The organism is Paenibacillus timonensis (genome assembly GCF_022427145.1).
Lineage (GTDB): Bacteria > Bacillota > Bacilli > Paenibacillales > Paenibacillaceae > Fontibacillus > Fontibacillus timonensis.
Genome location: NZ_JAKSXN010000022.1, coordinates 46,017 through 58,926, shown reverse-complemented (window position 1 = coordinate 58,926; position 12,910 = coordinate 46,017). Strand labels below are relative to the sequence as shown.

Genomic DNA, 12,910 nt, shown 5'->3' with positions numbered 1-12,910 from the left:
CGGCATTGAATATCAATGACAGTTTTGGGATTAGTTCTTCCGCATTAACCGCACAACGTCTTCGTATGGACGTGATTTCCTCTAATATCGCTAATGCCGATACGACTCGGGCCAAGATTGAGGACGGCAAAGCTGTTCCTTACCGGCGCAAAACGGTTGTTATGGCACCCAAGGAGATGGATTTCGATCGTGCCTTGAATTCGGCTATGGGTAAGGATGCGAGTAGCCAAGGGGTAAAAATCACGAAAATTCAAGAAGATGCCTCGCCATTTAAACCGGTTTACAACCCGACACATCCTGATGCAGACAGTGAAGGGTATGTCTATATGCCGAATGTCGATGTTTTGAAAGAGATGGTAGACATGATTTCGGCAACCCGCTCTTATGAAGCTAACGTTACGGCGCTTAACGCCAGCAAAGCGATGTTTACCAAAGCCTTGCAAATCGGTAAATAGACTAGAAAAGATAACATAATTCGTAGTTAGGAGTGTTGCACGTTGATCGAGAGAATGAGTTTTGACTCCTTAAAGCCGGTGACAGGAACGCAAACGTCCGGCAATGCGCAGAATCTCACGCCTGCGGAATCCATGAAGCAATTCAGTTCTTTTCTTAGTGACGCGCTGGACGGAGTTGCTGCGCAGGAAACCAATGCACAACAGGTGAATAGCCAGTTTCTGTTAGGGAAAGTAAATGCCGATGAGATGATGATCGCCTCGGAGCAAGCCTTGTTAAGTTTGCAGCTGACTACGCAAGTCCGGAATAAAGTGATAGAAGCTTATCAAGAGATTATGCGTACGCAAATTTAAGGACTGAACATGCTCGGATGAGGTGACATTGTGAATGAGAGAATTACACAGTACCGAGATCGAATGCTAGGGTACTGGAACCAATTTGGTAAAAAACAAAAAACATTTATTATCGCAACCGTAACTTTTGCGCTGCTCGCCATCATCCTGCTGACGATCCAATTTTCCAAAACGGAATATGACGTGGCATTTACCGGCCTCGATTCAACCGATGCGGCAGGAATCATCAATTACCTAGAATCCAGCGGGGTTCCGTACAAGCTGGGACCGGATGGTTCCACGATCTCGGTGCCTAGCAAGGAAGCAGCACGGGTTAAGGTCGATGTCGGTTCGCAAGGGATCGTACAGAGTGGGTCAATCGGTTTGGATGCCTTTAATGAGAGTTCTTCCTTAATCGGCATGACCGACAATGAATTTAACGTGAAGTATAAAACCGCCATTAACGGCGAAGTTGAAAAACTGCTGAAGCGCATGCAGGGAATCAATGACGCTAAGGTGCTTCTCAACCTTCCAGCGGAGAATGTATTCGCCAGCCCGGAAGACCAGGAGAAGGCGTCGGCTTCGATCGTCCTCTCGTTCAAGCCAGGGTACCGGCCGAATCAGGAAGCCATCGACGGGTATTTCAATTTGGTAAAGACTTCGGTTCCGAATTTGCCGGTAGAGAATATCTCGCTTTCGTCGAGTGATGACACCGTATTGTTGCCAAGTGGACAAGGTGGAGCAACGGGGTCGTTAACCACGGCGGTTCAGGAGAACATGGCCCTGCAGAAGAAATTCGAAAGCGATGTTCGCCAAAGCGTGAAGCAGTTCCTTTCCAGACTAACCGGTCCGGACAAAATCGAAGTGCTGGTTGCTTCAAAGCTGAATTTTGACCAGGTTAGCCAGAAGGATAATCTTGTAACACCGGTGGATACCGAAAATATGAAAGGGATCGAAATTAGCGCACAAAAAGTGCAGAAGAGCTATACTGGAGCGGCTAGTCCGACTAGCGGAGTTCCAGGTACCGGTCAAGAAGACGTCGTTAATTATCCTTCAGCAGAAACAAGCGGGGGATCGTCTTCGGAAGAGAGCTCGTCGACAATCAACTATGAAGTTAATCGGATTACGAAGGATATTATCGCTAGTCCATACGTTATAAAGGATTTAACCATTAACGTGGCTGTTGAACCACCAGTTGGTCAAGATACTTTGGATGAGAATACGCAGTCCGCGATTGAAAATATCTTAAAAAACATCGTCGGTTCCTACCTGGCAGATTCGGGTACTACCTATACAGACGAAGAATTGCAGAAAAAAGTTTCAGTGTTGTCCCAGCCATTCCATTCGGACGCGACCCAAACCAGCGGTTTGAGTTTGTCGAGCCCGTTGGTCTGGGGTGTGGGGGGAGCGGCTCTGCTGGCACTGGCAGGTCTCGGAATCGTCTTGTTCCGCCGCCGCAAGAAAGCGACGGAAGCGGAAGAAGATCTCGCTTTGCCGCTTACGCCGGAATTCCCGTCCATTAATCTGGATACGGTCACGAATGAAAACCAAGTGCGCAAACAACTGGAAACGTTGGCCAAGAAGAAGCCTGACGAATTCGTTAACTTGCTTCGCACCTGGCTGGCTGATGAATAGAGGTGAACGCATTGTCAAAAACATCGAGCCCGGGTTTAAGCGGGAAGCAGAAGGCAGCCATATTGTTGATTACGTTAGGGCCCGAGGTGTCAGCGCAAATTTTCAAGCACTTGCGGGATGATGAGATCGAGCAGCTCACCCTGGAGATCGCCAACGTTCGTAAAGTCGACGGCACGGAAAAAGAAATGATTATGGCGGAGTTTCACCAGATCTGCCTTGCTCAGGAGTATATCACCCAGGGCGGCATTAATTACGCCAAGGAAATTCTGGAGAAAGCGCTGGGCCAATCGAAGGCGGTGGATATCATCAACCGCCTGACCGCAACTTTGCAGGTCCGGCCTTTCGATTTTGCCCGTAAGGCAGATCCGAATCAAATTCTCAACTTTATTCAGAACGAAAACGCGCAAACAATCGCTTTGGTTTTGTCCTACTTGCAATTCGAACAAGCGGCTGCCATCCTGTCTTCGCTTCCGCAGGAGAAGCAGGCAGAGGTCGCGAGAAGAATCGCGGTTATGGACAGTACTTCACCGGAGGTCATTGCTCAGGTCGAACGCGTGCTGGAACAGAAGCTCTCCGCAACGGTTACGCAGGATTACACCAGCGCTGGCGGTATCGAGTCCATTGTACAGATTCTGAATGGGGTCGACCGGGGAACCGAAAGAACCATCCTCGACTCGCTGGAAATCCAGGATCCCGAGTTGGCCGAAGAAATCAAAAAGCGGATGTTCGTCTTCGAGGATATCGTCAACATCGACAATCGTTCGATCCAACGAATTATCCGCGATATCGAGAACGCCGATTTGCAGCTTGCCCTCAAAGTGGCCAGCGAAGAAGTCCGCGAGGCCGTCTTCCGCAATATGTCGAAACGGATGTCCGAGACATTCAAGGAAGAAATGGAATACATGGGGCCGGTGCGGTTGCGTGATGTGGAAGAGGCACAAACCCGCATCGTAGCTACGATCCGCAGACTGGAAGAAGCCGGTGAGATCATTATCGCCCGCGGCGGAGGAGATGACATCATTGTCTAATTTGATCAAGGTGTCTCAATACGTACCGGTTGAAATCTTAAAACAGCTGAATTTGGCGAAGGTTCATACGTCTGCCGAAGACTTGTCCTCCGCTCAAGCGCACCAACCGGCCAATCATGGCCCTTCCGCCGAAGATCTTGCGGCAGAAGAAACCAGAAGGCAGATGTTGGTCGACGCCAAGGAGTTTGCCGAACGTCAGGTCAGGGAAGCGGCGGAGCAAGCGGAACGCATGTTGGCCGAAGCCCGCGAGCAAATCGAAACCTGGTGGCAAGAACGTCGCGAGCAGGATGAGCACATGATCGAAGCCTTAAAGGCCGAGGGTTTCAGCCAAGGCTATGAGGAAGGGAAAGCTCAGGCCGAGGCTACGATGCGCGCCAGGATCGACGAGATGATGAACGAAGCCGGTTCGGTGCTGCAGCAGGCTTATGTCGAGAAAGAACGCATCATTCAGGAAGCCGAGCCGTTTCTGGTCGAATTAAGCTGCGCGATTGCCGAGAAGGTCATCGACAAGCAGCTTGAGCTTGAACCGGAATACGCCATGGATCTGATCAAGAAGAGCCTGTCGCGTAAACGCGAGCAAGGAATCCTGACGTTGTGCGTATCGCCAAGCGACTTTGCTTTCGTACAGGCTGCGAGGGAAGAGCTCAGCTTAGCCATCGATTCCCAGGCTGAACTTCAGATCTTGCCGGATCCGACCGTGAAGGATCGAGGCTGCGTGATTCGCTCCTCCTTCGGCAGCGTTGACGCCAGAATCGATACGCAGTTATCGGAGATCAAAAAAGAATTATTGCGGGTTTCTCTGCAAACGGAGGAGCGGGGTCAAGCGAATGACGATTTTGAACGCTGAACGTTATATCGATCATCTCAGGCAGCTTGATCCGATCCGAATTAATGGGAAGGTGACGCAGGTCATTGGTCTTATGGTCGAATCCGAAGGTCCGGACGCCAGCATTGGCGATCTGTGCTATATCTATCCGAGTAAAGCGGCTCAACCGCTGCAAGCAGAGGTCGTCGGGTTTCGCGACAACAAGGTGCTGCTGATGCCGCTGGGCGAGCTGCAGGCGATCGGACCCGGATGCGACGTCGTCGGGACCGGCAAGCCGCTGACCGTTCAAGTGGGATCCGAACTGCTGGGGAAAGTGTTGGACGGTTTGGGTCAACCGCTGGATGGGTCGCTGCTGCCATCGCGAATGGGGCATTACTCGACCTACAACAAACCGATGAATCCGCTGAATCGCCCGCGGGTTGCCGAACCCATCGGCATCGGGGTGAGGGCCATCGATGGGTTGCTGACGATCGGCAAAGGCCAGCGGGTGGGAATATTCGCCGGCTCCGGGGTCGGAAAGAGCACCTTGATGGGCATGATCGCCCGCAACACCTCGGCGGACGTTAACGTGATCGCGCTCGTTGGGGAGCGGGGGCGCGAAGTGCTCGATTTCATTGAGCGGGACCTCGGTCCCGAGGGCTTGGAACGCTCCGTCGTTGTCGTGGCAACGTCCGATCAACCGGCTTTGATCCGGATGAAGGGCGCGTTGATAGCAACGACAATCGCTGAGTACTTCCGCGACCGCGGCCTTAACGTCATGCTGATGATGGATTCCGTTACACGCTATGCGATGGCGCTGCGCGAGGTCGGCCTCGCCGTCGGGGAACCGCCTGCAATGCGCGGATATACCCCGTCTGTGTTTGCCGCTTTGCCGAAGCTCATGGAACGGGCAGGGACCGGCCCGACCGGTTCGATCACCGCTTTCTACACCGTGCTCGTTGACGGCGACGATATGAACGAACCCATCGCCGACGCAGTTCGAGGAATATTGGACGGGCATATCGTCCTGAACCGCGGGATCGCGAATAAGGGACATTTTCCCGCAATCGATGTTCTGGCCAGTATTAGCCGGGTGATGAAGGATATCGTTTCGGATGAGCAAAACGAAGCGGCCGAAAATCTGAAACGGCTGATGGCCGTTTATAAGGATTCCGAGGATTTGATAAATATCGGCGCGTATCAACCGGGTTCCAACGCGGATATCGACGAAGCGATCGGCGCGATCCAAGGGATATGGAGCTTTACGAAGCAGAGGGTGAATGAGAAAGTCACGCTCGCCGAAGTTCAGGAACGGTTAATTTCCGAATTCGCAAGGAGTTGAAACGTAAAGCATGAAGTTCCGTTACGTCTATCAAAAAGTAGTAGATTTGAAATCCAACGAAAAGACGCAGGCCGAGTGGATCCTGTCTGCTGCCGTTGGCCAGCTGCAGTCGGAACAACGTTCGCTCGAGCAGTTGCTGGAGGAGAAGGCCAATACCGCGGCGGTGATCGCAGCCGAAGCGGAGAATACCGCCTCCATGATCAAACTGCAGGAACTTCAACGATATATGGACTTTATCGACCAGGCGATCGAACGGAAGATAGCCGATATCCGTATAGCCGAACAGAATGTAGAGCACAAAAAGACGGTTTTGAAGGGAAAAATGCTGGACGAAAAGGTATGGCTTAAAGCGAAAGAGAAAGCCATGGACAAATTTCAGCACGAAATGCTTCTTCGGGAACAAAACGAGCTGGATGAAATGGCCACGGTCCGGTTCGCCATGAGAGCCCGATAAAGAAAGCGGGCGCCCATACGGTTGTTCGAAGTCCAGCGGTATGATGTCAAGTCCTAGATTCGAGTAAATTGGAAATTTTCTATGTGAAAAGTGCTTTGAGTCTAGAAAAATGACAATATCAAACTAATCCCAGCCCAAATCAAGGATAATTCCAGATTTTTACTGGGAATGAGTAAGGACTTTGGCAAAGGGGGCGTCAATCCTTCGCAGTCGTTACCTTCTTCCGTGGCGTATAGAGTTGGCCGTTGCGTAGCAGCACATCGACCAGACGCACAAGTTTTCTTGCCGTTAAGACGAGGGCGCGTTTGTGTTGGTGCTTAGGAACTTCTTTGTACTTCTTCCGGTAATACTCACCGAATTCCTCATCGCGGTTTTTCACCGAGTTGGCAGCTTCAACCAGGTAATAGCGAAGGAATCGGTTGCCGGATTTAATGCGTTTGGTATCTTCGGCTTCAAAAGGGCCAGACTGATGTTTACGCCAGGAAAGGCCGGCATACTTGGCCACAGCCGCTTGATCACTGAAGCGATCGATGTCTCCAATCTCCGCGAGGATACCGGCGGCATACACCCGGTCAATCCCAGGGATGGAGCGCAAGCATTTGGATTCAGGCAGGCCTTCGAGAATGCGCTCTATGGCTTTGTCCAAATCTTTGAGCTGTGCCTGGATGCTTCGAATCACTTGAATGGATGTGCCAAGCACCAGGTCGATGGAGTCCTCAACCACTTTGGAAAGTCGATAAGAGGCTCTGGCAGCCTTCTGAATGCAGCGTGCGACGTTCTCCGGATCAGGGAAGCGATTGCGTCCCTTGTCCCTTAAATAGTCGGCCAATTCGGCGACATCCATCGTGGCAATGTCGTCAAGGCTGTACTTCTCGGAGAGCATCTCCATGAGCGCGTGACCGAATACCGAGCTGTCTACTTCGGTCGTAAAGGCGTTGCACTTGTAGAACAGGTTCTGCAAAAAATATTGCTTCTCACGCGCCAGGTTGTGGATCAGGTGGAATCGCATGCGCGTGAGGCGCTGGAGCGCAACATATTGCTCTTGCATGACGATGGTGGTGGTCAATCGTCCAAAGCGCAAGCGATCCGCAATCACCCAGGCATCAAGACGGTCGGTCTTGTCCATATCCGGGTAGGCTTCTCTGAATTTGCTGACCAGCTTCGGGTTGATGGTGAACACTTTGGCTTTACGGGCTTTGAGCGCCGGATCCTCATGCATGAACATGGCAGGATGCCAGCTGTAGACCGAAGTCGCTTCAAGGCCAATGTGAATCTCGGAAGACGAATGCTTGTCCGCTACAGCGACGATGCGATCTCTCAGATGAGAAGCGCCGTCGAGATTATTCTTGACGGTGAGCGTTTCCAGCTTGTCTCCGTCGGGATTCATAAAGCACGCTTCCAGTTCTTGTGAGCTGACGTCAATACCGACAAATAACTTCAAATGGAGTTCCTCCTTTCTGTTGAGGGATTCAGGGAATGGACGCTCCGGGATGCCTCCGGCGCACACGCAGATCAATCACCCTCGCCTATGAGAACACACTTCAGTCCATGAGCTGCCCCGGCACTGCTATAGCCGGGCATGGGTTGCCGAAGGGAACAGCCAGCGGGTAAGAAGTTCAGACGTGTACCGGAGAAACAGACTTTTAATGTAGACGTGGCTACAGGAGGGATACGAATTTCCCCGAATGGACCCTAAGTTCCATTGTCCAGAGACATTCCAGAAAGTCCAGTCCCCATTCAATTTTCAAAGAACGATTTGCTGGAAAATTTCAAGGAATCTCTCCAGCCCCTACGGGGCTGGAAGCTGAAAGAAAAGAGCTTTCAAAAGATACTATACGAGGAGGGATAGAGATGGCAAAAACAGTGCTGGACGAAGAATTGGAGGAAGAGTCGGGGGGCGGATTTTCGCGTTTTCTATTCTTTATGACCCCCATTCTTTTTACGGTCGTACTGTTGGGCGTGCTACTAACATTATTCAACATCGACTTCCGCAATACGTTGATCGATTTGGGAAACCGGATTCCTGTCGTGAAAAACTTGGTCCCGGATCCGAAGGCCACCGAGGATGAGCTGAAGCAAACTGCGGAGGATGAGGAAAAGCAACAGGAGAGTACCGACGCCACCGTGAAGGAGCTTAAAGATCAACTGGCGCAACAACAAGCGGAGCTGCAAACGGCAACACAGCAAGCGGCAGAGCAGCAGAAGAAGGCTAAAGAACTGCAGGATCAGTTAACCGCAGCCCAACAGGAAGCGAACGATCAACAGCAAACGGCGGAAGCGGAAGCTTACCAGAAGGAAGTTAAGAAGCTGGCCAATCTGTATGCGGAAATGAGCCCGAGCAAAGCCGCGGCGATTTTCGATAAGCTGACGACGGAAGAGACGCTGCAAATGCTGAGCGTGATGAGTAACGAAAGTAAAGTGGCTATTTTGGAAAAGATGGATCCGCAAAAGGCAGCCGATATTTCGATCAAGCTAAAGGATGTGAAGACGTCCGAGGACTTGGCGATCGCTGCGCTGCAATCCAGGCTGAAGATGGAAGCTGCTGCCGATACAGCAGCAACGAGTACCGGCACAGGGCTGGATGACACCGAACTCAGTCAGACTTTCTCGTCAATGGCAGCGGAAGATGCCGCCAAACTGGTGCTGCAAACGTATAAGCTGAATCCGGAAAAGGGACTGAAAATCATGAAGTCCGTGAATGGAGCCACCCGTTCGAAGATTTTGGCGGAAATGGCGAAGTCTGACGAGAAGACTTCGGTGAAGATCTTGAATCAGCTGGTAGGCAAGTAAATGCTGATGGCAATATGAACTTGAAAGGAGGTGAGAACAAGATGAGTCAAACCGTAACCCAAGTGAATGTAAACAAAGCCGGATCCGCCAATTCGTTATGGTATGGATCGACAGGGAAGACCGAAGCCGGGCAAAATGCAGCCTTGTCTTTTGACCAGAAGCTCCTCGCCATGCTGCTTGGCAATGCCCAGCCGCAGGAAGGACAAACTGCTTCCCAGCTCTTGATGTTAGCCGGATTGCAGAAGAACGCCGAGGCCGCACCTTCCGATGAAGTGCAGAGTACGCTGGCGGCCATGATCGAAGGCTTGCTGCAGCAACTGCCGAAGTTGGACGATACACTTCAAGCGGACCCATCGTTGATGGCGGCACTGCAAGGCTGGCTGCAAAATGTCCAAACCTTATTGCAGCCGACGAACACGCCTCAAATGGCAGGAGCGGCGGCTGAAGATGTCAATGTACTTCCGGCGCTGGCACAGCAGCCGGAGACGATGCGTTTTGCGGTTCAAGACGCTTTGATGCAATTGTTGGCAGCTGCGGGATCCAATGCCGATGCCGTCAAGCTGACAGCGAGTGCGCAAGGGCAAGCCGGAGCGATGCTGGATGCGCTGCAAGGAATGCTGGATTCCCTCTCTGAGACGTCGGACATGAAGATGAATGGCGGCAAAGGAACCGATTCGGTTGGAAGCCATCCGCGAATCCTGACGACGGATCCAGGTGCAGGAGCTAACCCGCAAGGCAACTCTAGCCAGCACGGGGATACGTTGGCCCGGGGGGATGCACAGGCCGCTCAGCCTAGCACCAAAACCGGCAGCAATACGTCCGCAATTCACTTCAGCAGCCAGGCACTGGAATCGGAAACGGCAATCGACGGCTTAACGGTTGAACCCAAAGAACAGGAGGATTCCGTTCCGACGGGACAAATCGTGACCGCAGGGCAACTTGCGATCCGGGACAGCGGCATGATATCCGTAAAACATGCAGCAAAACCGGTTCCGGTTGAGCATTTCGCCAAAGAAATGAGCGGTTTTCTGGTGAGCAAGCTGGATATCGTGAACCTGCAAGGCGTGTCCGAGGCTAGAATTTCGCTTTATCCGGAGCATCTGGGTCAAGTCGACGTACGGATTACGATGCAAAACGGACAGTTGACCGCCCAATTTATGACGGAGCATGCTTTCGCCAAGGAATCGCTGGAGCAGCAGATGGCGCAGTTGAGATCGGCGCTTCAGTCCCAAGGCCTTCAGGTGAGCAAATTGGAAGTCACGCAAAACACGGCTTTGTCGTCCCATATGTACCATGACGGCCGGCAATCCGGCGGAGGAGCAGGGCAACAGCAAAGCGAAAAACGCCGTCCTATGATGGAGGAAGATGCACTGGCCATTCATGATATTAATGAGGAATGGAACGAGTGGATCGCCGAGGTTAGAGCCAAGGAGCAAAACTACGGCAGTTCCTTTGTCGCCCGGGCTTAATTAGCAGAAAGGAGGTGCCTCCGTGGCTGATACGTATACCCCTTCTGTCATGTGGCCGAACTATTCACAGCCCAATGTTCAGAAGGCTAGCACGAAAAACAACGAACTGGGTAAAGACGCTTTCCTTAAATTGATGATGACCCAGATGCAAAATCAGGATCCCTTGTCTCCGATGGACAATACGCAAATGGTTGCTCAAATGGCCCAGTTTACTTCGGTGGAGCAATTGACCAATATTTCTGAACAGCTTTCCGCCTTAGGCCGGTCATTAGGCAACGATTCCGGACTAATCGGGAAACAAGTGACTTGGGTCAGCGAAACCAAAACGGGCAACTACGATGTTTCCACTGGCGAATCCGAGGTGATAGTCGAGAAAGAAAGCGGCATCGTCGATTCCATTATTGTTCGTGACGGCGTTCACTACGTTAAGGTAGGGGATAAGGAAATTAAGATTTCCGATATCGAACAAGTAGGCGAGCCTGCCGATGAAACCGAAGGAGCCGGCCAAGGAGCGGATCCGTCATGAACGAGCCGATCCGAGTAGGGCAGCTATATGCGGGAAGGATCGCGCCGGGTGCGCTGACGCCGAACAAAAACGCTTCAGCGAACGCAGCAGGGACCAACTTCAAGGAATTGCTGGAGGACCGCCTGGTACATTTCAGCAATCATGCGGTGAAGCGTTTGGAACAACGCGGAATCGAGCTGAAGCCGGAGCAGCTGAATAAGATCGAATCCGCGATTGACAGCGCTGCGGCAAAAGGGGCGAAGGACTCCCTGATTCTACTGAAAGACATGGCCCTCATCGTTAATGTCAATAATCGTACCGTCGTTACCGCGATGGACGGCAGCAGCATGAAGGACAATGTGTTCACCCAAATCGACAGCGCCGTCATCATCTCTTAAAATGGCTGGACCGGTTACGGGAGCCAATCGGCTGCGGACCGACTGAAGCGGCCGAAGCAAGTCACTTTATCACTGGGAGGAATGAGAACTCATGTTAAGATCAATGTATTCTGGCGTTTCCGGGATGCGCGGTTTTCAAACCAAGCTGGACGTCATCGGCAATAATATTGCGAACGTAAATACGGTAGGTTTCAAATCCGGACGCGTCATGTTTAAAGATATCATGAGCCAGACGGTATCCGGGGTTACCGCGCCGGTTGAAGGCGAATCCGGCGGCGTAAACGCCAAACAAATCGGTTTGGGGGTATCCATCGGCTCCATCGATACATTACATACCGGCGGCAGCGCGATGACGACGAACAATCCGCTCGATTTGCGGATCGATGGGGACGGGTTTTTCCTCGTGAAGCTGACGGCGGACCAAGAGGTTCCTTTCCTGACTCGCGCGGGGGACTTTCGCTTGGATGCCAGCGGCCAACTGGTCACCTCGGATGGATTGCTTGTCTGCAACAGCGGTGGCGATGTGATTGAACCGATCGATTTCGCAGCGGTAACCGCCTTTACGATCGCTTCCGACGGGACGATGATGCTGAAAACAGCTGAGGGGGGAACTGAACCGGGCGACCAAATCGGGGTGTCTAAAGTAACCAACCCGGAAGGCCTGGAGAAAATCGGGGGCAATCTTTACCGGGTCTCCCTGAATGCCATTGCTGATGGGGAATTGGTCTACACGAACCCGAATAACGCGGAAGCCGGGACCGGCGCTCTCGTATCCGGCCAGTTGGAAATGTCCAACGTCGACCTGACGGGGGAATTTACCGAAATGATCGTAGCGCAGCGGGGCTTCCAAGCTAACTCGCGGATCATCACTACCTCTGACGAAGTGCTTCAGGAAGTCGTTAATTTGAAACGTTAAGCGAAGGGGTAGCCGGGGACGGGTGATCCGTTCCCCGGCGGTTCCCCCAGCTTCCTTGATCGCCTAGGAGGGAAATCATGATTTCAGTAACACGCTTGAACGGTTCGCAGATGTGGTTGAACGCCATAATGATCGAAACCGTGGAAGAAACGCCGGATACTTACGTCACCCTGATTACAGGGAAGCGTATTATCGTGCTGGAGAAGGCGGCCGATGTTATTGCGATGATCCAAGCGTATTATCAGGATATCGGCATCCACGCAGCAACTATTAAAGTGCAACAAACGGAGGAATGGTCATGAAAAAAATGCTGCCTTGGCTAATCACGATTTTGCTTGCAATCACACTAATCGTATTGGCCGCCTTCCTGCTGGTGAATCAAATGAACAAACCCGCGCCTGGTACCGAGGTAAATGCTGCAGTCAATAGCGTAGCTGAGCCAGAGAAATTGTCGGTGGATGAAATCGTTAAGGTCACTTCCACGATCGACGACATCAAAACGAACTTGTCCGAACCGGATTACGTTGTAGTTATCGATTTTGCTTTCCAAATGGATAATGAAGCTTCCAAGGAAGCCTTCGACAAAATCAAGGACTACAAAATCAAACCGATTATCATCAAGACGTTGGCGGATACCAAGCCGGAAGAATTGACGGGTGCATTGGGGAAAGACAATCTGAGTTCCAAATTGCTCAACCTGATCAACAAGTCGCTGCCGGAAGGGAAATTGATTCAAATCGATATTACCGACTTCATCATGACGACGATCTAACAAATATCGAT

At 51.8% G+C, this 12,910-nt stretch carries 15 protein-coding genes; 14 read left to right on the top strand and 1 reads right to left on the bottom strand.

Going from position 1 to position 12,910, the window contains the following annotated elements; all coding sequences use genetic code 11:
- The first annotated feature begins 5 nt into the window (after positions 1-5).
- From flgC to fliJ, 7 genes are read left to right on the top strand one after another with little or no spacing between them, the layout of a single operon-like run.
- Complete coding sequence (gene flgC / locus MJ257_RS10715) at positions 6-455, top strand: flagellar basal body rod protein FlgC (RefSeq protein WP_155607324.1); 450 nt, start codon at positions 6-8, stop codon at positions 453-455.
- 42 nt (positions 456-497) lie between these two features.
- Complete coding sequence (fliE, locus tag MJ257_RS10710; protein ID WP_239484139.1) at positions 498-806, top strand: flagellar hook-basal body complex protein FliE; 309 nt, start codon at positions 498-500, stop codon at positions 804-806.
- Between the two features lie 30 nt (positions 807-836).
- A complete protein-coding gene (gene fliF, locus MJ257_RS10705) occupies positions 837-2,420 on the top strand; it encodes a flagellar basal-body MS-ring/collar protein FliF (protein ID WP_193415207.1) in 1,584 nt (527 codons plus the stop codon).
- 11 nt (positions 2,421-2,431) lie between these two features.
- On the top strand, positions 2,432-3,448 hold the full coding sequence (gene fliG / locus MJ257_RS10700) for a flagellar motor switch protein FliG (protein WP_155607323.1): 1,017 nt from the start codon (positions 2,432-2,434) through the stop codon (positions 3,446-3,448).
- Positions 3,441-4,295: a FliH/SctL family protein gene (locus MJ257_RS10695; RefSeq protein ID WP_240269260.1), complete on the top strand. Its 855-nt coding sequence runs from the start codon at positions 3,441-3,443 to the stop codon at positions 4,293-4,295. The genes fliG and MJ257_RS10695 overlap by 8 nt, the downstream gene beginning before the upstream one ends.
- Complete coding sequence (gene fliI / locus MJ257_RS10690) at positions 4,276-5,595, top strand: flagellar protein export ATPase FliI (protein ID WP_240269240.1); 1,320 nt, start codon at positions 4,276-4,278, stop codon at positions 5,593-5,595. Before MJ257_RS10695 ends, fliI begins: the two co-directional genes overlap by 20 nt.
- Positions 5,596-5,605: 10 nt before the next feature.
- Positions 5,606-6,049, top strand: coding sequence for a flagellar export protein FliJ (gene fliJ / locus MJ257_RS10685; RefSeq protein WP_240269239.1), 444 nt, complete (start codon positions 5,606-5,608; stop codon positions 6,047-6,049).
- 196 nt (positions 6,050-6,245) lie between these two features.
- Here the strand turns inward: fliJ and MJ257_RS10680 are convergent, their stop codons facing one another.
- On the bottom strand, positions 6,246-7,490 hold the full coding sequence (locus MJ257_RS10680) for an IS110 family RNA-guided transposase (RefSeq protein ID WP_090728280.1): 1,245 nt from the start codon (positions 7,488-7,490) through the stop codon (positions 6,246-6,248).
- A 410-nt stretch (positions 7,491-7,900) separates the two neighbouring features.
- Here MJ257_RS10680 and MJ257_RS10675 point away from each other — a divergent pair, with 410 nt between their 5' ends.
- The 7 genes from MJ257_RS10675 to MJ257_RS10645 all read left to right on the top strand — a co-directional run bounded on the left by MJ257_RS10675 (position 7,901) and on the right by MJ257_RS10645 (position 12,899).
- The gene (locus MJ257_RS10675) at positions 7,901-8,839 is read left to right on the top strand and encodes a MotE family protein (RefSeq protein ID WP_240269238.1); all 939 of its coding nucleotides are present in this window, start codon (positions 7,901-7,903) and stop codon (positions 8,837-8,839) included.
- Between the two features lie 41 nt (positions 8,840-8,880).
- Positions 8,881-10,308: a flagellar hook-length control protein FliK gene (locus MJ257_RS10670; RefSeq protein WP_240269237.1), complete on the top strand. Its 1,428-nt coding sequence runs from the start codon at positions 8,881-8,883 to the stop codon at positions 10,306-10,308.
- A gap of 22 nt (positions 10,309-10,330) precedes the next feature.
- Positions 10,331-10,834, top strand: a complete 504-nt coding sequence (locus tag MJ257_RS10665) for a flagellar hook capping FlgD N-terminal domain-containing protein (RefSeq protein ID WP_240269236.1) — start codon at positions 10,331-10,333, stop codon at positions 10,832-10,834.
- Positions 10,831-11,211 (top strand): TIGR02530 family flagellar biosynthesis protein, encoded by a 381-nt coding sequence (locus MJ257_RS10660; RefSeq protein WP_240269235.1) that lies wholly within the window; start codon positions 10,831-10,833, stop codon positions 11,209-11,211. Before MJ257_RS10665 ends, MJ257_RS10660 begins: the two co-directional genes overlap by 4 nt.
- A gap of 91 nt (positions 11,212-11,302) precedes the next feature.
- Positions 11,303-12,127 carry a flagellar basal body rod protein FlgG gene (gene flgG, locus MJ257_RS10655; protein WP_240269234.1) on the top strand — a complete coding sequence of 275 codons (825 nt, stop codon included), beginning with the start codon at positions 11,303-11,305 and terminating at the stop codon, positions 12,125-12,127.
- A 77-nt stretch (positions 12,128-12,204) separates the two neighbouring features.
- Entirely contained in the window at positions 12,205-12,429 is a 225-nt protein-coding gene (locus MJ257_RS10650) for a flagellar FlbD family protein (RefSeq protein ID WP_240269233.1), read from the top strand.
- Entirely contained in the window at positions 12,426-12,899 is a 474-nt protein-coding gene (locus tag MJ257_RS10645) for a flagellar basal body-associated FliL family protein (RefSeq protein ID WP_240269232.1), read from the top strand. Before MJ257_RS10650 ends, MJ257_RS10645 begins: the two co-directional genes overlap by 4 nt.
- The last annotated feature ends 11 nt before the right edge of the window (positions 12,900-12,910 follow it).